The sequence below is a fragment of the Helicobacter mehlei genome (assembly GCF_007280785.1).
Classification (GTDB): Bacteria; Campylobacterota; Campylobacteria; order Campylobacterales; family Helicobacteraceae; genus Helicobacter; species Helicobacter mehlei.
Window position 1 is genome coordinate 28,926 of sequence record NZ_VKGC01000001.1, and the last position, 26,430, is coordinate 55,355.

The 26,430-nt window shown below is 45.8% G+C and carries 28 protein-coding genes and 1 tRNA gene; 15 read left to right on the forward strand and 14 right to left on the reverse strand.

Annotated features, from left to right (window positions below; genetic code table 11):
* Positions 1-45: 45 nt before the first annotated feature.
* The gene (gene hemW / locus FNE76_RS00155) at positions 46-1,116 is read left to right on the forward strand and encodes a radical SAM family heme chaperone HemW (RefSeq protein ID WP_143928318.1); all 1,071 of its coding nucleotides are present in this window, start codon (positions 46-48) and stop codon (positions 1,114-1,116) included.
* Here hemW and FNE76_RS00160 read toward each other — a convergent pair.
* The 6 genes from FNE76_RS00160 to rpsU all read right to left on the reverse strand — a co-directional run bounded on the left by FNE76_RS00160 (position 1,108) and on the right by rpsU (position 6,373).
* A complete protein-coding gene (locus tag FNE76_RS00160; RefSeq protein WP_120948173.1) occupies positions 1,108-2,649 on the reverse strand; it encodes a flagellin A in 1,542 nt (513 codons plus the stop codon). The two genes, hemW and FNE76_RS00160, sit on opposite strands and share 9 nt — an antisense overlap.
* A gap of 90 nt (positions 2,650-2,739) precedes the next feature.
* Complete coding sequence (gene accA / locus FNE76_RS00165) at positions 2,740-3,663, reverse strand: acetyl-CoA carboxylase carboxyl transferase subunit alpha (RefSeq protein WP_120948174.1); 924 nt, start codon at positions 3,661-3,663, stop codon at positions 2,740-2,742.
* Positions 3,664-3,673: 10 nt separating this feature from the next.
* Positions 3,674-4,921: a beta-ketoacyl-ACP synthase II gene (locus FNE76_RS00170; RefSeq protein ID WP_120948175.1), complete on the reverse strand. Its 1,248-nt coding sequence runs from the start codon at positions 4,919-4,921 to the stop codon at positions 3,674-3,676.
* A gap of 50 nt (positions 4,922-4,971) precedes the next feature.
* Positions 4,972-5,208, reverse strand: coding sequence for an acyl carrier protein (acpP, locus tag FNE76_RS00175; RefSeq protein WP_006018652.1), 237 nt, complete (start codon positions 5,206-5,208; stop codon positions 4,972-4,974).
* 184 nt (positions 5,209-5,392) lie between these two features.
* Positions 5,393-6,151 (reverse strand): 3-oxoacyl-ACP reductase FabG, encoded by a 759-nt coding sequence (gene fabG, locus FNE76_RS00180; protein ID WP_143928319.1) that lies wholly within the window; start codon positions 6,149-6,151, stop codon positions 5,393-5,395.
* Positions 6,152-6,160: 9 nt separating this feature from the next.
* Positions 6,161-6,373, reverse strand: coding sequence for a 30S ribosomal protein S21 (rpsU, locus tag FNE76_RS00185; RefSeq protein WP_006018650.1), 213 nt, complete (start codon positions 6,371-6,373; stop codon positions 6,161-6,163).
* A 103-nt stretch (positions 6,374-6,476) separates the two neighbouring features.
* Between rpsU and FNE76_RS00190 the strand changes: the two genes are divergently transcribed.
* A tRNA-Arg gene (locus FNE76_RS00190) sits at positions 6,477-6,553 on the forward strand.
* Here the strand turns inward: FNE76_RS00190 and gdhA are convergent.
* Complete coding sequence (gene gdhA / locus FNE76_RS00195; RefSeq protein WP_120948177.1) at positions 6,554-7,900, reverse strand: NADP-specific glutamate dehydrogenase; 1,347 nt, start codon at positions 7,898-7,900, stop codon at positions 6,554-6,556.
* A gap of 77 nt (positions 7,901-7,977) precedes the next feature.
* Between gdhA and prfB the strand changes: the two genes are divergently transcribed.
* From prfB to FNE76_RS08460, 5 genes are all read left to right on the forward strand, one after another.
* The gene (gene prfB / locus FNE76_RS00200) at positions 7,978-9,066 is read left to right on the forward strand and encodes a peptide chain release factor 2 (RefSeq protein WP_143928320.1); all 1,089 of its coding nucleotides are present in this window, start codon (positions 7,978-7,980) and stop codon (positions 9,064-9,066) included.
* A 57-nt stretch (positions 9,067-9,123) separates the two neighbouring features.
* The gene (gene cheZ / locus FNE76_RS00205; protein ID WP_120948179.1) at positions 9,124-9,858 is read left to right on the forward strand and encodes a protein phosphatase CheZ; all 735 of its coding nucleotides are present in this window, start codon (positions 9,124-9,126) and stop codon (positions 9,856-9,858) included.
* 12 nt (positions 9,859-9,870) lie between these two features.
* A complete protein-coding gene (locus FNE76_RS00210; RefSeq protein WP_120955769.1) occupies positions 9,871-11,151 on the forward strand; it encodes a peptidase U32 family protein in 1,281 nt (426 codons plus the stop codon).
* A 94-nt stretch (positions 11,152-11,245) separates the two neighbouring features.
* Positions 11,246-11,944 carry a hypothetical protein gene (locus tag FNE76_RS00215; RefSeq protein ID WP_120948181.1) on the forward strand — a complete coding sequence of 233 codons (699 nt, stop codon included), beginning with the start codon at positions 11,246-11,248 and terminating at the stop codon, positions 11,942-11,944.
* 19 nt (positions 11,945-11,963) lie between these two features.
* Complete coding sequence (locus FNE76_RS08460; protein WP_235895347.1) at positions 11,964-14,450, forward strand: outer membrane beta-barrel protein; 2,487 nt, start codon at positions 11,964-11,966, stop codon at positions 14,448-14,450.
* Here FNE76_RS08460 and FNE76_RS00230 read toward each other — a convergent pair whose 3' ends face one another.
* Entirely contained in the window at positions 14,451-14,648 is a 198-nt protein-coding gene (locus FNE76_RS00230) for a hypothetical protein (protein WP_120948182.1), read from the reverse strand.
* Between the two features lie 54 nt (positions 14,649-14,702).
* Positions 14,703-15,278, reverse strand: coding sequence for a DedA family protein (locus tag FNE76_RS00235; RefSeq protein ID WP_120948183.1), 576 nt, complete (start codon positions 15,276-15,278; stop codon positions 14,703-14,705).
* A gap of 53 nt (positions 15,279-15,331) precedes the next feature.
* Here FNE76_RS00235 and FNE76_RS00240 point away from each other — a divergent pair, with 53 nt between their 5' ends.
* Genes FNE76_RS00240 through FNE76_RS00250 form a run of 3 tightly spaced genes read left to right on the forward strand, consistent with a single transcriptional unit; the run spans position 15,332 to position 17,353 of the window.
* Complete coding sequence (locus tag FNE76_RS00240) at positions 15,332-16,147, forward strand: flagellar hook-basal body protein (protein ID WP_120948184.1); 816 nt, start codon at positions 15,332-15,334, stop codon at positions 16,145-16,147.
* Between the two features lie 13 nt (positions 16,148-16,160).
* Positions 16,161-16,844 (forward strand): outer membrane protein, encoded by a 684-nt coding sequence (locus FNE76_RS00245; RefSeq protein WP_235852368.1) that lies wholly within the window; start codon positions 16,161-16,163, stop codon positions 16,842-16,844.
* Between the two features lie 2 nt (positions 16,845-16,846).
* Entirely contained in the window at positions 16,847-17,353 is a 507-nt protein-coding gene (locus FNE76_RS00250) for a DUF4149 domain-containing protein (protein ID WP_143928321.1), read from the forward strand.
* Here FNE76_RS00250 and fliP read toward each other — a convergent pair.
* Positions 17,337-18,068: a flagellar type III secretion system pore protein FliP gene (gene fliP, locus FNE76_RS00255; RefSeq protein WP_185962947.1), complete on the reverse strand. Its 732-nt coding sequence runs from the start codon at positions 18,066-18,068 to the stop codon at positions 17,337-17,339. The two genes, FNE76_RS00250 and fliP, sit on opposite strands and share 17 nt — an antisense overlap.
* 105 nt (positions 18,069-18,173) lie before the next feature.
* Between fliP and glmU the strand changes: the two genes are divergently transcribed.
* The 5 genes from glmU to FNE76_RS00280 all read left to right on the forward strand — a co-directional run bounded on the left by glmU (position 18,174) and on the right by FNE76_RS00280 (position 22,700).
* Positions 18,174-19,490, forward strand: a complete 1,317-nt coding sequence (glmU, locus tag FNE76_RS00260; RefSeq protein ID WP_120948186.1) for a bifunctional UDP-N-acetylglucosamine diphosphorylase/glucosamine-1-phosphate N-acetyltransferase GlmU — start codon at positions 18,174-18,176, stop codon at positions 19,488-19,490.
* Positions 19,487-20,551: a lipid-A-disaccharide synthase gene (gene lpxB, locus FNE76_RS00265; RefSeq protein WP_120948187.1), complete on the forward strand. Its 1,065-nt coding sequence runs from the start codon at positions 19,487-19,489 to the stop codon at positions 20,549-20,551. The genes glmU and lpxB overlap by 4 nt, the downstream gene beginning before the upstream one ends.
* Entirely contained in the window at positions 20,544-21,413 is an 870-nt protein-coding gene (locus FNE76_RS00270; protein WP_235895348.1) for an outer membrane protein, read from the forward strand. Before lpxB ends, FNE76_RS00270 begins: the two co-directional genes overlap by 8 nt.
* Positions 21,414-21,433: 20 nt before the next feature.
* The gene (locus FNE76_RS08195) at positions 21,434-21,688 is read left to right on the forward strand and encodes a hypothetical protein (RefSeq protein ID WP_185962939.1); all 255 of its coding nucleotides are present in this window, start codon (positions 21,434-21,436) and stop codon (positions 21,686-21,688) included.
* A gap of 145 nt (positions 21,689-21,833) precedes the next feature.
* Positions 21,834-22,700 carry a glycosyltransferase family 4 protein gene (locus FNE76_RS00280; RefSeq protein ID WP_120948189.1) on the forward strand — a complete coding sequence of 289 codons (867 nt, stop codon included), beginning with the start codon at positions 21,834-21,836 and terminating at the stop codon, positions 22,698-22,700.
* 317 nt (positions 22,701-23,017) lie between these two features.
* Here the strand turns inward: FNE76_RS00280 and FNE76_RS00285 are convergent, their stop codons facing one another.
* From FNE76_RS00285 to FNE76_RS00300, 4 genes are all read right to left on the reverse strand, one after another.
* The gene (locus FNE76_RS00285; RefSeq protein WP_162983076.1) at positions 23,018-23,770 is read right to left on the reverse strand and encodes a tetratricopeptide repeat protein; all 753 of its coding nucleotides are present in this window, start codon (positions 23,768-23,770) and stop codon (positions 23,018-23,020) included.
* An 82-nt stretch (positions 23,771-23,852) separates the two neighbouring features.
* Positions 23,853-24,386 carry a tetratricopeptide repeat protein gene (locus FNE76_RS00290; protein WP_120948191.1) on the reverse strand — a complete coding sequence of 178 codons (534 nt, stop codon included), beginning with the start codon at positions 24,384-24,386 and terminating at the stop codon, positions 23,853-23,855.
* The gene (locus FNE76_RS00295; RefSeq protein ID WP_162983077.1) at positions 24,380-24,976 is read right to left on the reverse strand and encodes an SEL1-like repeat protein; all 597 of its coding nucleotides are present in this window, start codon (positions 24,974-24,976) and stop codon (positions 24,380-24,382) included. The genes FNE76_RS00290 and FNE76_RS00295 overlap by 7 nt, the downstream gene beginning before the upstream one ends.
* 61 nt (positions 24,977-25,037) lie before the next feature.
* A complete protein-coding gene (locus tag FNE76_RS00300; RefSeq protein ID WP_120948193.1) occupies positions 25,038-26,099 on the reverse strand; it encodes a restriction endonuclease in 1,062 nt (353 codons plus the stop codon).
* Positions 26,100-26,430 lie beyond the last annotated feature (331 nt).

Genomic DNA, 26,430 nt, shown 5'->3' on the forward strand with positions numbered 1-26,430 from the left:
CTTATCAAAAAAACGCTAAAATGCTACTATTTGAAGGATTAATACATGCTTAAATCGGGCGTATCTAGTCTGTATATCCACATTCCTTTCTGCACCAGCAAGTGCGGATACTGCGCTTTTAACTCTTTCAGCGGCTTGGAGGATTTAAAAGACGATTATGTCTGCGCTTTAATCCAAGATATTCAAGAGAGTCTAGAGGGTACGCCCACACTCCAAACGATCTTTGTGGGCGGTGGTACGCCCAACACCCTAGAGGTAAAACACTATGAGGTGATTTTTAAGACCATCACCACCTATGCACACCTAGACCCCGATATTGAAATCACCCTTGAGGCTAACCCCGATCTCTTGGATAGGGCTTGGTGTGGTGGCCTCAAAGAACTGGGCGCAACCCGTCTATCCATCGGCGTGCAGAGTTTTTTTAAAGACAAACTAGAATTTTTGCAACGCACGCACAATGACCAAGAGATTCGGCAAGCTCTAGACACCGCTTATAAAAGTGGGTTTGAAAATTTGAGCATTGATCTCATTTACAACACTCCCCTAGACACTAAAGAGCGTCTCATGCAAGAAATCCAGCAGGCCAGTAAACTCCCCATTAACCATTTATCTGCCTACAGCCTAACCTTAGAAGAAAACACCAAGTTATCTAAGAGTGTGCGCTCTCAAGATTTGTTCCAATTTGATGGCTTTTTAAAAACCCAGCTAGAAACGTATGGTTTTAGGCACTACGAAGTGTCCAATTATACCAAAAATTATCCATGTCGGCACAATCTAGCCTATTGGCGGGGCTTGGAATATTTGGGCTGTGGGGCGGGATCTGTAGGGCGTATCCACAACCAACGCTTTTTTAAGAGCAAGGATATTAAAGCCTATATGGCTAAACCTAGTGGGGTTAAGATTGAGGTGCTAAGTCCTCAAGATTTATGGTTTGAGCGTGTTTTTTTGGGATTGCGTTGCGCGGTGGGAGTGGATTGCCAAATATTAAAACCCGCCCAAGTGCAAACTCTCCTAGAGGAGCAGATTTGCGACCTACACGGGGGGCAACTCACCGCCAAAGACTTTTTTTTGGCTGATGAGATCGCTTTGTGGCTAGAGCCACCCGCCCTAAGTTAAGAGCCTTAAGATGTTTTGTTGGATCGTGTTGGCCTGACTCATCGCATAACTGCCAGATTGTGCCAAGATGTTGTTCTTGCTGAAATTCGCACTCTCTTGAGCAAAATCTACATCGCGGATTTGAGACTCAGCGGCTTTCACATTCACTTGTGTGATGGTGATGTTATTGACCGTGCTCACCATTTGGTTTTGTACAGAGCCCAAATCAGAGCGGATTTTATCCAACATTTTTTGAGCAGATTCGGCAATATCCATGACAACCATCGCCCCACGCAAGGTAGTAACCCCAGAGCCTAGAGTGAGGTTTTCATCTGCTAGGGTTTTGTTATAGTTAGCCCCAGAAGCGGAACGCACCGCTTGGTTAAATTCGCCCAAGACATCCCGTAAATTGACGGTTGTGCTGGCTGCCTTGCCTTTTTCAAAACCAATGGCTTTATAGCCTGCCATGGCATCTTGATTGTTGCCAGAGACCACCAAAATATCCCGAGCGTCTTGGCGGACCAAGGATAGACGACCAAAATTGACAGACCCCTTGCTGATTTTCTGTCCACCATTCAAGGCATCTACAGCAACCTTATCGCCGTTGTCATTTTTGTCATCTGCCTTGATGCTGATTCCGCGTCCATCTAAACTCCTTAGGTTCAAACGCCCATTAGAATCTGTATAGGCCTCAACACCTGTTTGAGCCGTTATGGCATTGATAGCCGCAAGCAAGCGCCCATCGCTGTCGTTTTTCTTAATGCCCACGACATTGCCCAACTTGATCCCATTGATGGTTAGGTCACTCAAGCTTCCTGATTGGATCGCCTTGTCTGAGGTGGAGATCACCGTAGCATTAGCCCGCACACCTGTAGCATTAGAGTTTTTATTGATCACCTCTGCTAAAACCCCAAGCCCTGTGCCCGCTGAAGTGGAGATTTTCACACTTTCTAAATGCACATCATGCACGCCATCGACTTGCTTGAAGGTCAAGGTAACTTCACCAGAAGCCGTGATAGATTTACCTGTAACAATCTTAACTTGCCCGATCTTATCGGAGGTGGCTGAACCAATGCTAGCCTTGATGGTTTCATTGGAATAAGCCCCTACTTGGAACTCTTTGTTAGAGAACGCACCTGACAAGAGGGCTTGCCCGTTATAGGAGGTGGTGGTCCCGATATTGTCCAAACTTTGGATCAAGCGGATCACATCGGCTTGTAGAGCCTTCCTAGACTGGGTGTTTTGCCCATCTTGAGCGGCTTGGGTCGCTTTAACCTTGATGGTATCTAGGATTTTGATTTGCTCATCCATTGCTTTGTCGGCGATTTGGATGATCCCAATCCCATCATTAGTATTGGCGATTGCCTGCCCCAAACTTTTGGCTTGCGAGCGTAAAGAATCGGCAATGGTCATACCCGATGCGTCATCGGCCGCCTTGTTGATTCGCAAACCAGAACTCAAGCGTTCCAACGACTCGCGCAAATTACGCTGTGTTACTAGCCCGACCGCGTGGGCATTTAACGCATTGATGTTCGTATTGATCTGAAATGCCATAATAACTCCTTGTTAAATATCCTAAAGCTTCCTTGCTTTGGCTCTGTTATATCGTCTAAAAATGGATTTAATGAAGAAATTTGTTAGAAATTATTCAAAAGCCCCGCAGGCCATGAGTTTTGCATAGCGCAAATTTAAAAAGTCGCTACTTTGGATCAAGGGGAGTTGTTCTAAAAAGTAACGCTTAATGGCTAAACTGGCTTCGACTTTGTCGCGGTGTGCCCCTCTTTTGGGCTCTAAGATGATGTCATCGATGAGATTGGCTTTTTTCAAGTCTGTCGGGGTGATCTTCATAGCCTTAACCGCGACTTCTACCTTACCCGGGTCGTTCCACAAAATGGCAGCGCACCCTTCAGGAGAAATCACGCTAAAAATAGAGTATTCTAGCATTGCTAATCTGTCTGCTACAGCAATGGCTAGAGCCCCCCCACTCCCGCCCTCACCGATGATGATCGAGATGGTGGGCACTCTCAATGCCACAAATTCTTGCAAATTCTTAGCGATAGCCTCGCTCTGCCCACGCTCTTCAGCCCCAATGCCCGGATAAGCCCCAGCCGTATCGACCAACATTAAAAGTGGGAGATTAAATTTTTCGGCAAACTTAGCCACCCTCAAGGCTTTGCGGTAGCCTTCAGGGTTGGGCATGCCAAAATTGCGTTGGAGTTTATTTTTCGTGCCTCGCCCTTTTTCCTCAGCGATCACCACCACACTAACCCCCTCGATCTTGCCAATAAAGCTCACAATCGCTTTATCATCGTTAAAATGTCGATCCCCAAAAATTTCGTAGCGATCTTGCAAAATGAGCTCGATATAGTCCATCGCATAAGGTCTATCGGGGTGGCGCGCCAGTTGGAGGCGTTGGTAATCACTGAGATTAGAATAAATGCTATCCGTCTCCTTAGCTAGCCGTTTTTCCAAGATTTCTTTAGCGTCCAAGTCCCCTCTAATGGTCGCCATTTCAATTTCATCTTGAAGACCCTTAATGCGGGTTTCAAAATCTAAATAAATCGCCACTTGCTATACTTTACAATGCCTTGAAGATCACCACTCCATTGGTTCCACCAAAACCAAAGGAATTACTCATCACGGCCTCTAGCTTGGCACCCCTTGCCTCATTGGGGATATAGTCTAAATCGCACCCCGGATCGGGGACTTCTTGATTAATTGTGGGGGGCATCACGCCTTCTTGCATCGCCATTAAAGACACCACTGCCTCAATTGCCCCTGCTGCGCCCAAGCAATGTCCGATCTGCCCCTTTGTGGAGCTCACGGGGGGGACATTCTCCTTACCACCAAAGACATTTTTAAGCGCAATGGTCTCGTAAAGATCGTTGTAGCTGGTGCTAGTCCCATGTGCATTGATATAACCAACATTTTTCACGCCATGTTTGCTAGCCATTTGTAGGGCATATTTCATCGCCCGATAAGCCCCCTCGCCATTGGGTGCAGGGGCGGTGATATGGCTAGCATCCCCACTTTCCCCATAGCCCACCAACTCGGCGACAATCTGCGCTCCTCTAGATTTGGCACTTTCATATTCCTCTAAAATCAAGGCCCCCGCGCCCTCGCCCATCACAAAGCCATTGCGCTCTTTATCAAAGGGGCGGGAAGCCTTCAAGGGCTCGTCATTGCGATTAGAGAGAGCGCGGATGGAGGCAAAGCCCCCAATCCCTACCGGGCAGATGGTCGATTCTGCCCCCACAACTAACATGCGATCCGCACCCTCCAACAAAATCGTTTTGTAGGCTTCAATGATGGCATGCGTGCCCGCCGCACAAGCAGTTACACTGGAAACATTGGGTCCCTTAATGCCGTATTCTATGGAGGCAAACCCGCCAATCATATTCACCAAAGCCGAAGTGATAAAAAAAGGATTGACCTTCCTAGGACCTTTGTCATAACAATAAATCGAGTTGGCCTCGATGTTGCCCAAACCTCCAATCCCAGAAGCAGAGCTCACCCCCATGCGTTCTGCCCACTGCTCCGGGCATTTACTATCTTGCAAAATGCCACAATCTTGCATCGCTTCTTTGATGGCCAGCAGGGCTAGCTGGATAAAGCGACCCGCTTTCTTAACATCCTTGAGATTCATCACAGAAGCGGGATCAAAATTGGTGATTTCTGCTGCAATTTGCACAGGAAAACCAGTGGTGTCAAAACTTGTGATCTGTTTCACCCCACATTCCCCGCGCACAATGGCATCAAAAGCACTTTTTCTATCCAGTCCTAAGGCATTCACCATGCCCATGCCCGTTACCACAACCCTACGCAAAAAAACTCCTTCTAGCTAGCCAAATACCTTAAAAATGGGCCCTCACAAAACTAGGCTAATTTATTGTCTTGAATGAAACGAACCGCATCCCCCACGGTTTTAATTTTCTCTGCTTGCTCATCAGGAATCTCGATTCCAAACTTCTCCTCAAGAGCCATGATAAGCTCCACCACATCCAACGAATCGGCGTTGAGATCCTTGATAAAATCCGCCTCTTCTGTAACCTGTGTTGCACTTACATTCAACTGCTCAACAATCACCGCTTGCACATCTTCAAATAATGCCATAACAACTCCTAATTATCCTAAATGTAATCTTAAAATTCTAACTCAAAACCGCTTGAAAAACCTTAAACCCTGCTCTACTTGCGTTCCAACACATCTACAATGCGGTATAAAAAGTAGATGATCACCAACAACAAAATCAAAAACAAAAATTGCATCGTTTCTCCTTATAGAATTTCCTCAACTCTCACATATACAAGCCACCATTGACTTTCAAGGTCTCTCCCGTAATGTAGCTAGATAGATCACTGAGCAAAAACGCCACCGCCCCCGCTACTTCTGCTGGTTGCCCTAATCTGGCTAGGGGGATGTTTTTTAAGTAGGATTCTTTCACATCCTCGCCAAGAGCTGTCATGTCCGTATCGATAAATCCGGGAGTGATGCAATTAAAGCGGACATTACGCAAAGCCCCCTCATAGGCAAAGGATTTGCTCATCGCAACCATACCCCCCTTGCTAGCCGCATAGTTGGTCTGCCCCATATTGCCCCGCTCGGCGATCACAGAAGCGATATTCACCACGCTCCCAAACCTTTGCTTGCTCATCACTTTCAAAGCCTCACGGCAACCTACAAAAACCGATGTCAAATTGGTTTCTAGCACATGCCTAAATTCCTCAGTTTTCATGCGCACCGCTAATTTGTCTAACACAATCCCGGCATTATTGACCAAATAGCTTAAGCCTCCATCGCTAGCAACAATGGTTTTGATGCCCTCGACAAATTGCTCCTCAGAGGTAACATCAAACTTGATCAGAGCCACCCTCCCGCCTAGCTTCTCAATTTCAACCTTGAGTGCATCGGCCTCCTCATGCCTGTTGCGGTAGTTGATCCAAACCTTGAGTCGCTGACCCCCTTTGTGGCTATAGCCTGCCAGCAAAAGGGCAATAGCACGCCCGATGCCCCGATTAGCCCCCGTAACCAAAACACTCTCGCCACTAAACTCCATGATTCCTCACTACAGCTTAGACTCATAACGCCTGAGCATATATAGCCGCTTTAGGATTTTCTTCTTGGCGTTGATCTTTTGCTTTTTACGCTTCTCTGTCTTGGACTCAAAGAAACGCCGCGCACGGCACTCTGTTACAACCAAATTGCGATCAGTCTGTTTTTTAAAGCGCCTATAAGCTTCATCAAAGCTATCGCTCTCTCTGACCTTGATTCCGGGCATGCCATCACCTACTTTCTTCGATTAGATGGGCGTATTTTAACGAAATTTTGTAAATTTAACCTAAAATTAGCCAAAATTACGCTATAATGCGGTTTGTTTTTGGGTGCTCATAGCTCAGCTGAATAGAGCAACAGGTTGCGGTCCTGTAGGTCGGGGGTTTGAATCCCTCTGAGCACACCACTAATATCCTTGTGCGATCAGCGCGTCAGCCACTTTTCTAAAGCCTGCGATGTTAGCCCCTAAAACCAAGTTAGTCGGATCTTTAAACTCTTGAGCCGTGTGAAAAGCGTCTTCAAAAATATCCCTCATGATCGTGCGCAATTTAGCATCAACCACCTCAAAACTCCAAGGGTGCATGCTCGCATTTTGTGCCATTTCAAGCCCGCTCACCGCCACACCCCCGGCATTAGCTGCCTTACCCGGTCCATAGCAAATTTGGGCTTTTAAAAACGCTTGGGCTGCTTGGGTGCTAGAGGGCATGTTAGCCCCCTCCACCACGCATTGGCAACCATTGTTTAATAGAGTTTGTGCATCTGCAAGGCTAAGTTCGTTCTGCGTAGCGCTGGGGAAGGCTGCAAAACAAGGTACGCTCCAAACCCCATTAGTCCCCGGGGCATAATCTTTTGTAGCGGTGTATTGCGCGCTTTTTTTATGCTTGGCATACTCCTCAATGCGCCCCCCCTTGACCTCCTTAATCTCTTTGAGCAAGGCTAGATCAATCCCCTCTGAATCGTAGATCATACCCTTCGAATCACTAGCAGTTACCGGGATTGCGCCCACTTCATAGAGTTTTTCAATGGTGTAAATCGCCACATTCCCACTCCCAGATACACTACACACCTTGCCTTCCAAACCTTCTTTTCTAGCCCCTAACATTTCTTGGGCAAAATAGACACAGCCATACCCAGTCGCCTCTTTTCTAACCAAGCTCCCGCCCCAATCTAAACCTTTGCCTGTCAGCACGCCATCAAAGCGATTGACCAATTTCTTATAACGCCCAAACAAATAGCCAATTTCGCGCGTGCCCACGCCAATATCCCCAGCGGGCACATCGGTTAGCGCACCCACATGGCGGTAAAGCTCGTCCATAAAGGCTTGGCAAAAACGCATGATCTCTGCATCACTCTTGCCCTTGGGGTCAAAATCACTCCCCCCCTTAGCTCCGCCCATGTTAAGAGTGGTGAGGGCGTTTTTAAAAATCTGTTCAAAACCCAAAAACTTAATGATGCTAGCATTCACACTGGGGTGGAATCGCAATCCTCCCTTATAAGGCCCAATCGCGGCATTAAATTGGATACGGCAACCCCGATTGACTTGGACTTTGCCCGCATCATCTAGCCACACCACACGGAAGAAAACCTGCCGATCGGGTTCGATCAAGCGTTCTAAAATGGCATGTTTTTCATACTGGGGCTCTTTTTTCAAAAGAGGGGCCAGAGAATGTAGCATTTCGGCTACGGCTTGTTGGAACTCTTTCTGGTGGGGGTAAGTTCCCCCAATATGTTTTAAAACCCTTTGGATATACATGTTTGATCCTCTCTTTGATCTGCTTGATCGAATAGACAATGGTGTATAATAGCACAAAAAAACCAAATGGAACACGCATGGATGCCTACCAATACAGCGAGTTACTCAAGGAGCTACAGGGCAAATGTAGCAACATCGCCCAAATCATCAAACCCAAGAATTTACAAGAAAAACTTGCCACTCTCATTGCCCAGCAAGCTGATCCCCTCTTTTGGCAAGACAAGGCTTTAGCCGCCCAAAAGAATAAAGAAAAAGCCCGTTTAGAGAGGCTCTTAGAAAGTTATGTGCTCACCCAAAACGCCTTGCAAGAAGCCACCGAGCTTTTTGAGATCACCCAAGATGATGAATTAGCCCTCCAACAACTTTTTGAGGAAGCCCCTAAACTCTCAGCGCGGGTGCAAAGCATGGAGGTGGGCGTGATGCTCTCTAATGAACATGACAGCATGGATGCGTTGGTGAGTATCCAGCCCGGGGCGGGGGGGACAGAGAGTCAGGACTGGGGGAGCATGCTTTATCGCATGTATTTGCGTTGGGCAGAACGCAAGGGTTTTAAGGTGGAATTGTTGGATTACCAAGAGGGCGAAGAGGCGGGCATTAAGGGCGTGGCGTTCATCATTAGGGGGGTGAATGTCTATGGTTACATGAAAAATGAAAATGGGGTGCATCGCCTTGTGCGCATGTCCCCCTTTAATGCCAATGGCAAAAGACACACCAGTTTTGCTAGCGTACAAGTCAGCCCAGAAGTGGATGATGACATTGATATTGTGATTGAGGATAAGGATATTAGAATTGACACCTATCGTGCCAGCGGAGCGGGCGGGCAACATGTGAATAAGACCGAATCGGCTGTGCGCATCACGCATTTTGCTACCGGAATCGTGGTGCAATGCCAAAATGATCGTAGCCAACACAAGAACAGGGCGACCGCTTTAAAAATGCTCAAATCCAAACTCTATGAGCTAGAACTCCAAAAGCAACGCGATCAAGGTAACACCGAAGAAAAAAGCGAGATTGGTTGGGGGCATCAAATTAGAAGCTATGTTTTAGCCCCCTACCAGCAGATTAAAGACGCGCGTAGCGAGATCGCTTATAGCAATGTGGAGGCAATTTTAGATGGGGATTTAGATGCGATGATGGAGGCTGTCCTAGTCTCTAAGGCGCAATGATTTAAAGCACACACAAGTAAAAACGACTATAATAGCACGATTATTTAAGGAGCATGGATGACTCAAGAAGAACTAGATGCCTTGATGAGCGGGGGGGGTTTGGAAGCGATCGAGCCTTTGGACAAAGAAGCAGAGGGCGATCAGGGCATGAATGGTGCCCCAAAGGAGGGCACAAACGCCGAAAAATACTCACATTATATGAAAGTGGACAAGAAGTTGGCTGAAAAATACGGCAAGGTGGATTCTGAGGAGTGGCCACCCCCACCCCCTACCGAAGAACATAAGGTCGTCCATCAGCTTGATGATGTAACTAGGGACTCGGAGGTTAAGGCTACCCAGATTTTCGATCAGCTCGATTACATTAATATGAGTTCTGAGGGTATCATCAAGACTCTCAAGGCGATCAAGACCCCCATGCAAAAACACTTGGAGATTTTTGAAACTCTATCAGAGGCTTTTCCGCTGATCCAAACATTCCAAACTTCTTTAGCCCAGACACAAGAGATTTTGGCGGGCATAGATGCCATTAAGGAGATGGCAGAGGGGTGTGTGGATAGTTCCATGCAGGCGATGGATATTATGCAATTCCAAGACATCCACCGCCAAAAGATCGAACGGGTGATCAATGTCATGCGTGCCTTAACCCAGTATATGAACTCCTTATTTGAAGGTAATATCGAAGATTCCAAACGAGTCAGTTCAGCTTCTTATATCATTGGCGATGATGATGAAAATGCTGCCAGTGAAAGCGATATTGAAGCCTTGATCGCCGCCTTTGGTAAAAAGCAATAATTTTAACACCTAGTGGCTCTTTTTAATCCCCAAGCACGCCCGGAGCTTTTGGCCCCAGCGGGCAATCTAGCCAAGCTTAAAATCGCCCTAGGTTATGGTGCCGACGCGGTCTATGCGGGCTTGGGGCAGTTTTCGCTGAGGAATCGTGCCTCTAAGAACTTTGATTTGGAGAGTTTTAAAGAGGGCGTGCGTTACACCCACGCTCAGGGCAAGAAATTTTACGCTACACTAAACGCCTTCCCTTTCAACTCCCAAATCAAACTTTTAGAGGAGCATTTAGCCAAGCTAGCTGATTGCAAGGTCGATGCGCTCATCATCGCTACTATTGGCGTTTTAAAATTAGCCCAAAAGCTCACCCCCCATATCCCGATTCATCTATCCACACAAGCCAATGTGATGAATGTTTTAGACGCACACGCCTTCTATGAAATGGGGGTTAAGCGGATCGTGGTTGCTAGAGAGATGAGCTTAAATGATGTGGTGGCGATCAAAAAAGAATTACCCGATTTGGAATTAGAGGTTTTTGTGCACGGGAGCATGTGTTTTGCCTTTTCGGGGCGTTGCCTCATCTCAGCCCTGCAACATGGGCGCGTGCCCAATCGGGGGAGTTGTGCCAATGATTGCCGTTTTGACTATGAATACTACATCAAAAACCCCGATACAGGCGTGATGATGCGTTTAGAAGAGGAGGAGGGTATAGGCACACACATTTTAAATGCCAAAGATTTAAACTTGGCTAACCACATCGCCACGATTTTAGACAGCCAAGCGGTGAGTGCCTTAAAAATTGAAGGCCGCACCAAGTCTAGCTACTATGCTGCCATCACCACCAAAACCTACCGTACCGCTATCGAGGATTATTATAACAACCAACACCGCCCCACCCTCTACCAAGCCGAATTAGCCACGCTTAAAAACCGCGGTTTTACTGAGGGCTATTTGATCCAACGCCCCCACCAACGCCTAGACACCCAAAATTTTAAATCTGCCATCAGCGAGGGAGATTTTCAGGTCAATGGGGAGGTGCTTGAAAATGGGGCGTATTTTTTGTGCAAATTCACCACCCGCCCCCATGAGGTCTATGAAGTGGTCTTGCCTTATGGTGCACCTTTTGAGCCAATCACCAATGAGATTGGCAAGCTTTATAGCTTTGAGGGCAAATACTACCTCTGTTTGTTTAAAATTATCCTCTTAGATGGGCGGGAATTGGAGAGTATCCATAGCGGGAACACCAATCCGGTAAAACTCCCAGCAAAACTGCCCGCTTTTAGTTTTTTGCGCACACGGGCATAACCGCTTGCTAATCACCAGAACGACTATAAGGCGTATTATGCTATAATCCACAGTTTGAGCGGAGCCCGCTTTTGGTCGTGGTTATGGAGTTCTTATGGCAATCAAAAAAATAACTTTTTCAGTATGTTTTTTTTCTCTCTGTTTGCATGCCCACCCCTATTCCTATCTGAATGGGCCACTTTTGAGCGTGGGGATGGGCGTGGGACTGGGGAGTGTTTTAGAAAGCAGAGGTACTTTTTCCAAACCCTCCAATGACATCATTTTACAATCTCACTCTTTACAACTGGGTTTGCAAATACAAGGAGGCGATCAAAAATACTTCACCCCCTTTATTGGGGTAGCTTACTATGGTTATTTTGGTTACCGCTATTTTTACATGGATGAATTTGTCCGCAGTTTAGAGAGTGCTACTAGCATGAATCGTTATAGCTTAGGAATAGGAGCTAATCTCTTGATCAATGTTTATAGCAAATTCCGCAAGGATAGGCGGGGGCGTGTTAAAGTCTATGCCTACGGGCTTTTTGGGGGCTTGCTAGGGGTGGTCAATATTTGGAGCGCGCGTTTTGGCGGGGCAAATCCTTCCTATGTGCGCAACAACGCCAACATTGATGCGGTCTTTGGGATTAGCATGCGTTTTGATAAATTCAAATGGAGTTTGGGAATCCACATGCCCATAGCTAGCCAAGAAAGATTGATCAGAGTCCCCAGCAACACCGGAGCCCTTAAAACTTTAACAATCCTTGATAACTACAAGAGTGCCAATCTTTTTATGAATTTTACGAAAGTGTTTTAAACAAAATGTTGGGTTGGTGATGAAAAAAACTCTCTTAACAAGGGCGTTTATTGGGGCATTCCTATTTTGGCTATGCGCTTTACCACTCCTTGCCCACCCCTTTGCCTCTTATTTAGACGGGGCTTTTGTGTCCTTTGGCTTGGATACGGGGCTGGGAGATGTGATGGAGAGTGTGAGCAACACTTCTACCAATACCACAGCAGAACAGATTTATAAAGCTAAGTTGAGTGCTTTTGATCAAGCCCTTGCTAATCTCAAAAATAATAGAGAACAAACCATTAAAGCTCTGCAAAATCTCGCCCAACAACTCTTAAATGCCAACCCCGCTTCGCCCACCCTTAACCAGCTTATTGCCCAAATCAACGCCCTAGCCCAAAATCCTGGTGCCAAAGATTTAGTGGCCAATCTCGATAGTAGCTTGAGCACCTACCAGCAATACTTAGATGGCATCATCAACTCCTATCAAAGCGCAAACGAGCAACTCCTCAAACAAGCACAAAACCAACTCGCCCAGTATAAAGCCCAAGTGGGACCATACATAGCTGCAAACCAAAAAATCCTTGAAAATGCCGTCAAATACTTCAATAATTTTAACACCAAGATTGGGGCAACAGCCAAGAATTTAGGCATCACTTATACCCCCCTAACCCTCCCCGCCCCTTTGAATAAAATCAGTGCCTCTGCCACTCCCGCCCAAATCGCCAAGGATGTTGCCAATCTCACGCCCCAACAAACCACAATAGCTTTGCAAGCCCTAGGTGATGAAATCAATAAGATCATCAGCATAACCAATGGGGATATACAAGGACTTAGCAATGCCAACCAAAAAATCGCCATTGAAAATGCGAACAAACTCTCTAATCTCATCGATGCCAAAAATACGGCAATCACGCAAGCACTCGATCAAATCACCGGTCTAACAGAAATTGTGGGGCGGGCTTTCCATAACCAGTGGATGCGTTATGCCGATGGCCACACTTTTTTTTTAAAAAATGGCACGACAGGCAAACAATACATCAATGCAGGGGATACTTGCGTATTCCAAATCATCATCCATAATAATACAGATGCTGTAAATCATTGCGGTTATGAAGGGGGTAGTGAAGGTGCCCTCCAATCTTTCCAAAAATCAGCAGCTAAGTATGGTTTAACCCCCCAACAAATTTGGAATACCCTTTTTAATGTCGCTGAGCTCCAAAAAAATATCTACATCGGCCCTTCTAATTGCTCTAGAGGAGATTGTAGTGGTGTAAACCCCCAAACAGCCATAGCGGGCATGCAAAGTTTTTTTAACTTTATGAACGGCTATATTGGCATGGGCAACCCCGGTTTTGTGGGCAATTTTGCCAACACTGCAAGCAACCCCTCCAGCCTTTATAGCAAGTTGAGTAATGCCCTCAGTGGTGGTGATTTCACCACCGCAACCAACTTAGTCAATGCCTACGTCAATACTTTTGTGCCCGACATGCTCCAAACCTTTGTGCTCAACCCGGTGTGGTTGATGAGTCTGGTGCCCGGGGCACACACATACAATGGCCCTCCTGCCACCCCCTCAGCTTCTAATAAAAGTCAAGTCATTGCAAAATGGAACAGCCCCAATGTGAAATATTGCTATGATTCACCAGCCATTGGCTTGAATTTTTCACAGGGCTATGCGGTGTGTGGGTATAACTGGTGGGCACAGGCGATGTTTATGGGCTATTTTGGCTATTTAAGCAACCAAACCGGCACGCTCATCAGTGTCTTGCAAGCCGAGCTTACCACCAACACACAAACCGCAATCAACAACGCCCAAACAGCCACCAATAACTATAATCATCCCAATCCCCCCTACAAAAATACCTACACCGTCCCTAATATCCCTCCCTATGCCACAGGTCCCCTCCCCACACCCCCCCAAGTCCCCACCATAAGCACCAGCCCCACCCCCCTCCCCCAAGTTAAACCCCCCCAAGTCCCCTTGCTCTCCTTTTCAAGCAACCATTTTCTTTCCAACTCTTTGAGGCTGGGCGTGCAATTACAGGGGGGTTATCAAAAATACTTCACCCCCTTTTTTGGCATTTCCTACTACGGCTATTTTGGATACCGCTACCTCTACATGCAACACTACAACCAATCCAACCTCATGGACACCAACCGCTACAGCTTGGGCTTTGGCGTGAATGTCCTTTCTAACTTTTACAGCAAGATTCGCAAAGCCCCCAATGGACGGGTTAAAATCCAAGCCTATGGAGTCTTTGGGGGACTGCTCACCACTTTTAATATTTGGAGTGCGCATTTTTTGCAAAATCAAGCCCAAATCCGCACCGATGCCAATATCAACGCCGTCATGGGCTTGAGCGTGCGGGTCAATCAATTTAAATGGAGTTTGGGGGTGCGTCTCCCCTTGATTGAGAGAAGACAAAACCTAGACATCCGCAATAAGGACGGGCAAGAAGGGGTATTAACTTTTATTGATAGCTACAAAAACCCGCAAATCTTTTTGGATTTCACACGGATTTTTTAACTACTCAACTTGTTTGGGTTCTCCATTGTCGGGGCATTCCTCTTGAGGCTGGGGGTTGGGGTTGGTGAGTGTTTTGGGTTTTTGTTTGGCGGGGCTAGCACATTGTGATGATTTTTGGGCTTGGGCTTGGGGGCTTGTAGAAGGGGTGCCACAGCCAACTAAAACCATCAAAGCAGATAGCAAGAATACTTTTTTCATGGACTCTCCTTGTCAAAACTAGACTTATTCTACCCCGCTAGAATCAATTCTTGCCTAATGGCGTTTGCGACTCAACCTAGCAATCCAAACATACAATGCAACAATGAGGAGCACAAAACCAAGGGGCACCAAATAAGAATACCCGCTCATGCGATCCATTAAAGCCCCAATCCAAGCACTGGCATAAAAAGCCAACAAGCCTAAAACAAGTGCCCAAAGTACACAGGCAAGGGCATTGAGCCACAAGAACTTTTTAAGGCTATATTTACTAAAGCCGATGGCTAGGGGGACAATGGTTTTCACCCCATAAAGGTACTTATTAAAAAAGATGAGCCACAGCCCGTATTTGTAAATCCACACATACACCAGAGCAAATTTACGGCGGTGTTTGACCAAATAGGCGCGCAATTCTTTTTTTTGGTAACGCCCTAAGAGCATCAGCAAGCTAGTCCCCACCGCATTCCCCAATCCCGCCACAACCATACTCTTAGCCAAATCCATATGCCCCATCGAGCTTAAAATAGCCGCCACCACAATCCCCACATACCCACTCCCTAGCGAATAAAAGAACAACAACAAGTAACCCCAAGTGTTAAAGAGGGTTTGGAAATGTTGGATGGTCTCTTGCAAACTTATCCTTCTTTTTAGGCTATAATAGCACAATTAAAAGAATAGGAGTTTGCATGACAAATGGTTACTATGCCGCAACGGGGGGCATGGTTAGTGAGTTTAACCGCTTAGATCAAATCTCTAACAACTTAGCCAATCTCAACACCGCTGGGTTTAAACGCGATGATGTGGTGGTGGGCGACTTTTTGCGTTTGTACCAAAATTACCGCGACAAGTTGCCCCTAGAAAATCAAACCACCCAAGCCGCGCAGTATTTGAATCGCAATTTAAACCGCGTGCCCATCATTGTGGAGAGCTACACAGATTACAGCTTAGGGCCTATGGCTAAAACAGATAACCCGTTAGACTTTGCCCTAAGCGATCCTAATGCCTATTTTGCCGTGCAAACCCCCCAAGGGGTCGCTTATACCCGTGATGGGAGTTTCACCATCGACTCACAAGGCTTTTTGAGCACCAAAGAGGGCTATCATGTGCTGAGTAGGGGTGGGCTTGAGAGTGGCACAGGGATTCAAATGCTCCCAGGAGCGGGCTTTAGTGTCGGGCCTGCTGGGGATGTTTATTTTAGAGATGGGAATGAAGAGGTGCCCGGGGGGGCGTTGGCCGTGGTGGGCTTCCAGAGCCAAAAACTCTTAAAAAAAGTGGGCAATAATCTTTATACCTACCCCCAAGAGCGCACTGCTGAACGGGTAGAGCTCAACGCGCCCGTCGTGCACCAGAATTTTTTGGAAAAAAGCAATGTTAATGCGGTTATTGAGATGACTCGCTTGATTGAGGCGAATCGCTTGGTGGATATGTATTCTAAGGTGTTGCGCACGCACATGGATGACATGCACGCTGAGGCGATTGGTAAATTGGCTGTTAGGGCTTAAAAAGAGGTTAAAATTGTCCGATTTGCAAAAAAAATTGGGGTTTTACATGCACTCTAAGCGTTTTTTAAATTGGATCTTAGGAATGGGGGCTTTGGTGGGTGGTTTGCAAGCCGAGCAGAGTGCGGCTTTTGTGGGCGCGATGTATGAGGTGGGGGCATCTACCCTTAAAGCCCGCTTGCATGGTCAGAATGTGTCCAGCGGTCCAAATCGCAGTGCAATCACACAAGGCGTGGGAATCCATGTGGGTTACAACCAACTTTTTGGACAAAAGGGTTGGATTGGCTTGCGCTATTATGGTTTTTATAACTGGGGGCTTACCAATTTTGGCACTTTTGTTTCTAACAATAATATCAATTTTGGCAAGAACACTTTTAACCTCTCAGGTTACGGTGTGGGGCTTGATTTGCTCCTTAATTTATTTACCGGGGATAATTATAATCTGGGTGTCTTTGGGGGCTTGGCTGTGGGGGGCAATACTTGGACAGCCAGCCAAGTTAATAAAACCCAATTCCAATGGATGGTCAATGCGGGCGTGCGTTTGGTGATCGCACGGCATAGTGCCATCCAATTTGGGGTGAAAATCCCCATGATGCGTGCTTCCTATACCTCGCATCCCAATGGCACAGAGTTTTATAACACCGATATTTATCTCAAGCGCGACTGGGCTTTCACCGCCGCTTACTATTTTCTCTTTTAGCCATGCTAGTGCGTCTGTGGGGGATTTTCTTCCTGTTGTTGCTGGGCGTGGGCGTTGGGATTGTGGCTTTTTCGGGTATGGGTGTGGCTCCAGTGGTTTTTAAATCCCCCACAATCTTATCTTATCTAGCCATGACCCCCTATGATGCTGGTTTATTAATGGGGCGTATCTTTGTCAAAGCCAACATGTTTTTAAACTTGCTCGCCGGTGCGCTTTTCTTGGATATGTTAGTGCTCTTTGCGACCAAGAGACTTAAATCAGTGCCCCTTGTGTTGGTCTTAGCCCACATTTTGAATATTGCCTTTATCTTTTTATTCAGTCTATACTATACACCTGCCATTCTCAAAGCCCAAGCTCGAGGGCGTTTTTACACCACGACCAAAGAGTTTATGGAGCTACACGCCCAAAGCGAGTTGCTTTTTAAAGCCTTGTTTGTGATGCTCTGCTTTTCATTTCTTTACCGTGCTTTTACTCTCATCCCCAAACCCCGCCCTAAGAGATATGTTTAAAACTAGCCACCAAGTTTTCTACCAACAAGTTAAACCCATCAACCAAAATAAACACCAAGATTTTAAAGGGCAAAGAGATCATCACGGGGGGTAACATCATCATCCCCATCGCCATTAAAATAGAACTGACCACCATGTCAATCACCAAAAAAGGCAGATAGAGCAAAAAGCCAATTTGAAACGCCGTTTTAAGCTCGCTGATCATAAAGGCAGGCACGAGCACGCTTAAGGGGACCGCACTGGGGGTTTTGGGATTTTCTAAGTGGCGGATGCGGAAAAAGAGGGCTAAATCTTTTTCACGAGTATTTTTGAGCATGAACTCTTTAAAGGGCACAATGCCAATTTCAAAGGCTTGGGTGTAGGAAATCTTTTGGGCTAAATAGGGCTTAATGGCGGTATCATAACTCTTTTTGGCAGCAGGTTCCATGATAAAAAAGGTCAAAATCAAGGCTAGAGAGACCAAAATTTGCGTGGGGGGGGTTTGTTGCGTGCCTAGTGCCGTGCGCAAAAAAGAAAACACCACCAAAATGCGGATAAAGCTAGTCATCACCAAGATCAGGGAGGGAGCGAGCACCAAGAGGGTCAGCACCAGCACGACATTTAAAGTCGTTACTAACTGATCTGGGGTGTGTGGTGCGCTTAAAGAGAGGTTGATCGTGGGGATAATGGGGTCCTTAGGGAGGGCAGGTTCAGCCCCTAACAACAAAGAAAACACAGCCCAACAGAAAATCAGCCTAAACAACGCCAAACCTTTAAAGGGGTGGGATCAAAAACTTTTAAGTATAATAGCACAGATGTTAAAAACGCCTAAAGGGAGAAAATGGCTCTGTCAGTTGTGATTTTGGCCGCCGGGGAGGGCAAACGCATGCGCTCCAGCTTGCCCAAAGTGTTACACAAAATTTGCGGGCAGGAGATGTTAGCCCATGTGATTGAGAGTGCCTTGCAAGTGAGCGACGATTTGCACATCATCTTATACCACCAACATGATCGTATTGCCCAGATGATTAAGGAGCGTTTTGGGGCTAACTTAGATCAAATCCATATCCATTTGCAAGATCACGCCCGCTACCCGGGCACGGGGGGTGCGCTTTTAGATCATGGTAAGCCCTTAGCCACCACCCATCCCCGCTTACTTATTCTCAATGCCGACATGCCCTTGATTAGCAAACAAGCCCTAGAGCCTTTTTTAGAAAGTAGCGCGGACAATGCGATTGGGGTTTTTAGTTTGCCTAATAAAGAGGGTTACGGGCGGGTTGTGATTGCAGATCAGCAAGTCAAAGCCATTATTGAACAAAAAGATGCCAGTGCACAAGAATTGGCTCTAGATACCTTGAATGCTGGCGTGTATCTCTTTAGCCAAGAGTTTTTGCAAGAGTTTTTGCCCAAGCTAGATTGCCACAACGCCCAGAAGGAATACTACCTAACCCAGCTCATCACGCTGGGTGGTCGCGATCATGTTATCACGCCCATTTTTGTCAATCCTAAAGCCTTTTTGGGAGTTAATTCCCAACAAGAACTCGCCCACGCTCAAGATCAGATGTTGGAAAGGTTGCGTCAAGAGGCAATGGCTATGGGCGTTCAAATGCAAATGCCCCACACGATCTATCTAGAAAAACAGGTGCACTTTGAGGGTCTTTGTATCTTGGAGCAGGGCGTGCGCTTGGTGGGGAATTGTGTCCTTAAAAGTGCCCATATCAAAGCCCATAGCGTGATTGAAGAAAGCTACATTGAAAAGAGCGATATTGGTCCGTTAGCGCATGTGCGCCCTAAATGCCAGATTGTCAATAGCCATATTGGGAATTTTGTCGAGATCAAAAATGCGCGTCTAAGGGGCGTGAAAGCCGGACACCTAAGTTATTTGGGCGATTGTGAAATTGATACGGGAAGTAACATTGGTGCGGGTGTGATCACTTGCAATTATGATGGTAAAGCCAAGCATAAAACTAGTATCGGGAAAAATGTTTTTATCGGCAGTGATACCCAGCTCATCGCCCCTCTAAGCATCCCCGATCATGTGATCATTGGTGCGGGGAGCACCGTTAGCCAACCCGTCCAAGAGGGCGATTTGGTTTTGAGTCGCCCCCCCCAAACCAACAAAGCTGGCGGGTATTACCGCTTTTTTGGAGAAAAGCGGTGAAAATCCTTGTGGGTGCCCTAGAAGTGAGCTCCAATGTCCATTTGCAAGCTTTGCGCACACATTTAAGCGGTGTGGAGTGGCTAGGCATTTATGAGCCCCTAGAACCCCAAGACAAGCCCCTATTTAGCCCCAAATCTTTTAGTGTGATGGGCTTTAAAGAGGTTTTTAGCCGTTTGTTGTTTTTTTACAAAGCCCTTAAGGCGATGGTGGAACTCTCCAAGCAAGCCGATTTGATCTTGCTCATGGATTCAAGCTCTTTTAACATCCCCCTAGCCAAGCGCATTAAAAAAATCACGCCCAACAAACCCATTATTTACTACATTCTCCCCCAAGTGTGGGCGTGGAAGGCTTACCGCGCGCCCATTATCGAAGCTAATTGCGATAAATTAGCGGCTATCTTGCCCTTTGAGCTCCAATTTTACAAGAGCAAAGCCACCTTTGTAGGGCATCCGCTGTTAGATGAGATCGCTTATTGCAAAGATAGCCCGCATGGGGAGGGCGTGGTCTTTATGCCCGGGAGTCGCAAACAAGAAATCCACGCGATGTTTCCCATTTTTGTAGAGGTCGCCAAACAAATCCCCCAGAGGCATGTTTTGGTCGTGCCCAAGAGTTTGCAGGGGGAGAATTTAAGGGCGTTGTATGGAGATGATTTAGACATGTTTGAAATCTCCTATGACACCCATAAAAGCCTGTATGAAAGCTCCTTTGCTTTTATTTGTAGTGGGACAGCTACCCTAGAGGCAACTTTGATTGGCACGCCCTTTGTGTTAGGTTACAAGGCAAGACCCCTAGATTTTTTCATTGCTAAAAATTTGGTCAAACTCACTTGTATTGGGCTAGCCAATATCTTTTATAATGCCCTGCACAATGAACGGCCCGGGCGGGGGAAAACCATGCTCCATACCGAGCTGGTCCAAGAGAGTTTAAACGCAACTAACTTGCTAGAGATTTACCACACGATGGATCGGCAACGCTTTTTTGAGCAATCCCAAAAAATCCGTGCTTACCTAGCGCATGGGAGTGCCTCTATGGTGGCTGATTGGATTAAGGCTTATGCGTAGGCTAGGCTTAATGTTGGTGGCGGGGGTTATGTTTTTAGATGCCGAGAAAAACGGGGCTTTTGTGGGTGGGGGGTTTGAGTATTCTTATTTTAACAGCACTCATAAACAAAATGTAACGGGCTTTTTGATCCAAGATTTACGCTACCACATTTCTTTTAGCATGCCCGGCAGGAGTTACCCCACCCAGATTTACAAGGGCAATCTTTACGGGGGCAATTTACAAGCAGGCTACAAACAATTTTTTGGCTACAAAAAACGATTTGGCTTGCGCTACTATGGCTTTTTGAGCGCACAAGGAGGGGATTATGCCTACAGGGCACAAATTGGTTTTAATGCCCGCACCCAAAAACCCATTTATGCCCCAGCCACCCAACCCGCAATCAATCTTTTTTACGGTGCGGGGGTGGATTTCCTATATAACTTCTATGAAAAAGGGCATTGGGGTTATGGGCTTTTTGCCGGGGTCATGATTGGGGGGAGTAGCTGGCTGATGGATAAAAGCTATGCCAAAAATAGATGCCAATATTTAGCCCTAGATGCTGATTTGAGGCCTATTGAGTGCATCAGCATGGAGGATTTTTACCAAAATGCTTATAAAAAATCCAAAAACCCCAAAGAGGGTTACAGCGCGCATTTTAACCCCACTTATGTACAGGTGATTGTGAATATGGGCTTTAGGTTTCACTTTAAACACCAAGGCTTTGAGCTAGGCGTGCGCATCCCCACCATCAACGACCCCTACTTCCAAGCCACCAATACAAAAGTTAATGGCTATCTCAAGATCGCTGGTACGGGCTCCCAAGAGAGCTATACCCCAAGACGGATGGTGAGTTTTTATGTTAATTATGTCTATGGATTTTAAACTGCACATTTGGAGGTTTTTTGAAAAAGATTGTTGTTAATGCCTCGATTCTTTTATATGATTTGACAGGTCTTGGGTATTACACGCTGACCTTGATTAAAGCCCTAGAAAAACACTTTGAGAATAGGGACGATGTCAGCATACAGCTGGTTGTCAAGGATGGGCTTTATCATCTCAATTTGTTTAACAACCCAACACTATGGCGTGCCCCGATGCTCTTTGATAATTTGGAGGATTTGGAAAAATTCCGCTCTCTCTCTCTCTCTCTCTGCTAAGCCATCTGAACAACCACTAACGCAACACACCAAAACGCCTGCCCGGACTGGGTTTTCCCGCTTTTTCAAAAACTTTTTAAGAACATTGCGGGACCTATTGCCACAAAAATTTTATCTATTTCTAAGATACAAGCTGGTGTGGAATATGTTATTTAGGTGCAACAAAGCTCCTTGTAACCAAATCTTTGATCTCTACATTGAACCGGGTTTTATGGCTCTTCCCCTTAGGGCTAGAAAAATCTTGGGCACTATCCATGACCTGCCTTTGTGCGATCCAAAGGCATGGTGCTTGTCTGATGAAGATCGGGCGCGGTGGACATACTATGTTTATCCGCGGATGTCTGCTTACACAGAGGTGATCACCATTAGCCAATCCACCAAATCAGATATCCTTAAAGCCTTTGGATTTCCAGAATCTAGGGTGCATGTGATCTACCATGGGGTGCGGGAATACAAGGGTAGTTACGCAAATTTGCCCCCTAACTTGGGAGAATTTATTTTGGTCGTGGGGGCTGGATCACCACGCAAGAATGCTAAAAACTTGATCACAGCGTTTAAACTCTTGCCCCAAGCGTTACAACAGCGTTTTAAGGTGGTGTTGGCAGGACCTGGTATTAACACCGATTATTTAGGAATCAAGCCAGAGGACTTTTTGATCAACCTAGGCCACATCTCCGATGCGCTATTGCAAACCCTCTATGCCAACGCCCGACTTTTATGGTTTGGGAGTTGGGCGGAGGGTTTTGGTTTGCCCATGGTAGAGGCCATGCAGGCTAAATGTGTCATCTTGACCAGCCATGTCTCATGCATGCCAGAAATCTTAGGCGATGCAGGATTTTATTGTAATCCTTACGATGTCCAAGACATCGCTAGACAATTGGAAGTTGCCCTGATGGATGAAACCTTGAGGAAACAATGTGTAGAAAAGGGCTTGGAGCGGATTAAAAAGTTTGATCTGGAGGAGAGCATGGAAAAACATATGGCGATTATAGAAAAAATGTTAGGAGACTAACAGGCTAGAAACCTGCGATTTGCCCCTCCTAGATTCCAATTTTGCCACCCTAATCACATATGGATTATCCACCAAACTAGCGTGCCGGTTGCAAGAGATGATGCGGCTATTGTGATGAGGACAAGAATAAAATCCAACGGTTGGAGCAAGAGACGACGCAAGAAGTGCATTTTTTCACGCTCATTAGCCTGATTTCTGACACCATTGTCTCCAAAAGCAGTCCCATCAACTTGACTGCTGGATGTATTTTAACACCAAACATGCTTCACTCCTGCCATGTTGAAAATCCCCCCCCCACGCTTGCCAAGAAATGCCCATCACTCATAGGTGTAGGTAACATTGCCCAAATGGGTTTTAATTTCCACAGAGAGGATTTTATAGGGCAAACACGCCACCCCAATCATATAGCCTTGGGAGTATTTCAAAATATACCCTCTCTTATTCCCCCGAGCCGGACGGCCATCCGCCATAATTTGACTCCAGTCATTGCAAGAATTGCCCTCATTGATCACAATCCCCTCTAAACGCACGGGGTCTCTGTTTTTAGAGGTGATCTCAATTAAAGTCCCCAGCCCCTCCCCAAAGAGATCAAACTCTTTTTTTTGAATATCAAAATTGAGTTTGTAGGCGACATGTTTAGGGGCTAGGGCTTTAAGATTGTTGCAACCTACTTGATGCCCCAAATCACAAGCTTTTTTATAATACCGCCGTGCGGCTTCTGTGTCCTGCCCCACACCCTCGCCCCTGTCATACATCACCCCCAAATTGTTATAAGCAGCAGCATATCCCATATCTGCGGCTTTTTGGTAGTATTGAATGGCTTTAGCATCATCTTTCACAACCCCATGCCCGTAGTCATACATATATCCCATCCCATTATACCCCCTCGCATCCCCCATCTCTATGAGCTTTTTCCAATAAAAAACAGATTTGCCATAGTCTTTGCTATCATGGTAAGACTTTGCCAGTTTATAGTACTCATCTGCTTGGCTGTTGGCATAACAAACCCCTAAAGCCATTGCCCACAACAAGACCACTTGCCACACACGCTTTTTCAACACAACTAACATTTTTGCTCTTTGCAAGATTTTATTTTGAAATCCACTTTTGACACTTGGCATCATGAAGTTTTAAACTTCATGATTTAAGGGGCTAGGGCTTTAAATTGTTACAACCTTGTTGATATCCCAAATCACAAGCCTTTTTAAAATACTGGTCTGCCATTTCTTTATCTTGACCCACACCATAGCCTTTTTTATACATCACTCCCAAATTGTAATAAGAGAAAGCATTCCCCATCTCTGCAGCTTTTTGGTAGTATTGCAGAGCTTTAGAGTAGTCTTGCTCAACCCCTTTGCCAATGTTATACATTAACCCCAAACTGTTATAAGCATCAGCACTCCCCATCTCTGCGGCTTTTTGGAAGTATTGCACAGCTTTGAAGTAGGCTTTCTCAACCTTTTCGCCTTGCGTATACAACACTCCCAAAGTGTAATAAGCCCTAGCATCCCCCATATCTGCAGCTTTTTGCAAGTATTGCAGGGCTTTTGCGTAGTCTTTATTCTCATCGTAAGACTTTGCCATTTTGTAATACTCCTCTGCCTGACTATTGGCATAACAAACCCCTAAAGCCATTGCCAATAACAAGACCACTTGCCACACACGCTTTTTCAACACAACTAACATTTTTGCTCCTTGCAAGATTTAGATTTGAGATTTAGTTTTTTTGGGGTTTGGTGCAACCAGACCCCAAGTTCTTTTAGCTTTTCTTGGGCTGTTTTATTGCCCAATTCTGCGGCTTTTTTAAAAAAGGCCTTTGCCCTTTGTGGATCTAACTCTGTTCTTGAACCCACCATACAACTCCATGAGCTTTCATAAAAACAACCTAGTTGTAATAGGGCATCGCCTAATGCACCATGCACCCATCCGTGGCTAGGATAATCTTTTGGCATAATAGCTTCGAGGTTAATTTCTCCTGTTTGCTTGCTTAAATCTAAAACAGCACTGCGCAATATCTGAGAGATTTTTTGATCCAAAGACCGTTTTTCATACTCATACAGAGTAACGAGGATTTTTTCGGCATGCAATACCTTTTTGCTCTCATCACTAGCTCCCTGTATGTTCCCCATACGGATAGCCTTTTGGCAATAGTTGATGGCTTTTTCAGGGGATTGCTTGAGCGATCCACTGCCAGTTGCATACCCTTCGCACAACTTCAATGCATCATCAAGACTTTCAGATTTACTACTTTTACAACCATAAAAGCTAGTAGCCATAAAACCCATCATTGCAAACGCAATAAAACCAATCCGTATTAATTTGTTACCCCTAGTCAATCTAAAAATCATTTTTCCTCCTGATCTCACACTTACTCACCTTGTCCATGTTGGCTGAGGGTTCTAGCACCTCATAAAACACCCGCTCATGCTCTTTTTTATCCCTTTGGCTCTTAATGAACTCAAAGGCATCGGGGGCAAGCAACTTAGGGCTATTGATCACCACGATATTTTTAAAGAAACATTGTTTGTAATGCTCAAAATCATCGCGGTATAAATGGCTTTGGTATCCATGGCAATCCTCCAAGAACTTCTCTAAATACTTGGCATCCATCTTGTGTTCTCCCTCTGGATTCCAGTTTCTACACTGTGCAAAGATAATTTGTTTGTCTTTGCGCAAAATCAAATCGATGCGGGTGAATGCTAAATGTTTCTCTGGATGGCTTTTGCTCTCATCGTATCGTTTGACATTAAAGCCTTGAGCTGCATAATGCCCGGCGACCAAATCCCTGTATTTTTTGGCGTAATCCATACTAACTCCTTCTTTGTGTTCTATGATTTTAAAATCCACCCGCAGGTCTTGGGTGTGTTCCTTGATAAATTGCCACGCCTCTTTTTCCAGCACAGGGCTAGAGAGTATGAGAAGTCTTTGGCAGTTTTTGCCCGCATATTCTGTTTTTTCCTTAGCATCGCAACTGTGCAAAAATGCTTTGACACCGTCCAAACCAACACGATGACCCGTTTTTTCATTCCAGTTTTTACACTGGATAAAAATCACTGCATTATCCCTCTCTAAGATGAGATCAATTTTTTGATCTTGTTTGCCTAGATCGCGATGAAAAATAAGCTCATAGCCTTGTTGGGCATATTTTTGGGCGATAAAATTTTCGTATTCCTGACCCTTTTTCATGTTCTCATCCACCTTTTTAGTGTTTTGATCAAAAAATCCATGGGGGTTCTCTCTTTCAAACAAGTGTAAATCACTTGGTGCGGGGTTGGGCGCGCTGGGTTGTTTAGGGGGTGGTTTTTGGAGAGTTGGGCTAGGGGTATGGGGTGGTGCTTTGAAGCGTTGGATTACAACAACACAAACGAGGGCGATTCCTGCAAGGATGAGCCAAGTCATAGGCACCCCACAGAGGCTAAAACAATAGAAAAATGAAACTTAGGGTGAGAACTTAACTTATTGGGGGGGGGGGGTGATAAGTTTAATGAAAGGCAAGGAAAACTCCCTATGGATTTAAAAAGAGAATTATAACACAAAAAATCAAATATAAATCCCCCCTATCTAGTGTCTGCTAGAGACCAATCCAAGGCAATACCCATCATGATTCTATGGTCTTGCCATGCGCCATCCAACTCCCTAGCGTTTTTTGATGTTCCTTTGAAGACTCAATCTCATTTTTAAGATTGCTAATGACTTGACTCAAGTTCTTTGCTGGCGGTCGCCTAAAAAA

Coding starts and splice junctions, on each gene's coding strand:
- hemW (WP_143928318.1), top strand. CDS start 46: ATGCTTAAATCGGGCGTATCTAGTCTGTATATCCACATTCCTTTCTGC.
- FNE76_RS00160 (WP_120948173.1), bottom strand. CDS start 2,649: ATGGCATTTCAGATCAATACGAACATCAATGCGTTAAATGCCCACGCG.
- acpP (WP_006018652.1), bottom strand. CDS start 5,208: ATGGCATTATTTGAAGATGTGCAAGCGGTGATTGTTGAGCAGTTGAAT.
- fabG (WP_143928319.1), bottom strand. CDS start 6,151: ATGGAGTTTAGTGGCGAGAGTGTTTTGGTTACGGGGGCTAATCGGGGC.
- rpsU (WP_006018650.1), bottom strand. CDS start 6,373: ATGCCCGGAATCAAGGTCAGAGAGAGCGATAGCTTTGATGAAGCTTAT.
- gdhA (WP_120948177.1), bottom strand. CDS start 7,900: ATGTATATCCAAAGGGTTTTAAAACATATTGGGGGAACTTACCCCCAC.
- prfB (WP_143928320.1), top strand. CDS start 7,978: ATGGATGCCTACCAATACAGCGAGTTACTCAAGGAGCTACAGGGCAAA.
- cheZ (WP_120948179.1), top strand. CDS start 9,124: ATGACTCAAGAAGAACTAGATGCCTTGATGAGCGGGGGGGGTTTGGAA.
- FNE76_RS00215 (WP_120948181.1), top strand. CDS start 11,246: ATGGCAATCAAAAAAATAACTTTTTCAGTATGTTTTTTTTCTCTCTGT.
- FNE76_RS08460 (WP_235895347.1), top strand. CDS start 11,964: ATGAAAAAAACTCTCTTAACAAGGGCGTTTATTGGGGCATTCCTATTT.
- FNE76_RS00230 (WP_120948182.1), bottom strand. CDS start 14,648: ATGAAAAAAGTATTCTTGCTATCTGCTTTGATGGTTTTAGTTGGCTGT.
- FNE76_RS00240 (WP_120948184.1), top strand. CDS start 15,332: ATGACAAATGGTTACTATGCCGCAACGGGGGGCATGGTTAGTGAGTTT.
- FNE76_RS00250 (WP_143928321.1), top strand. CDS start 16,847: ATGCTAGTGCGTCTGTGGGGGATTTTCTTCCTGTTGTTGCTGGGCGTG.
- glmU (WP_120948186.1), top strand. CDS start 18,174: ATGGCTCTGTCAGTTGTGATTTTGGCCGCCGGGGAGGGCAAACGCATG.
- FNE76_RS00270 (WP_235895348.1), top strand. CDS start 20,544: ATGCGTAGGCTAGGCTTAATGTTGGTGGCGGGGGTTATGTTTTTAGAT.
- FNE76_RS00280 (WP_120948189.1), top strand. CDS start 21,834: ATGTTATTTAGGTGCAACAAAGCTCCTTGTAACCAAATCTTTGATCTC.
- FNE76_RS00285 (WP_162983076.1), bottom strand. CDS start 23,770: ATGTTAGTTGTGTTGAAAAAGCGTGTGTGGCAAGTGGTCTTGTTGTGG.
- FNE76_RS00290 (WP_120948191.1), bottom strand. CDS start 24,386: ATGTTAGTTGTGTTGAAAAAGCGTGTGTGGCAAGTGGTCTTGTTATTG.
- FNE76_RS00295 (WP_162983077.1), bottom strand. CDS start 24,976: ATGGCTACTAGCTTTTATGGTTGTAAAAGTAGTAAATCTGAAAGTCTT.
- FNE76_RS00300 (WP_120948193.1), bottom strand. CDS start 26,099: ATGACTTGGCTCATCCTTGCAGGAATCGCCCTCGTTTGTGTTGTTGTA.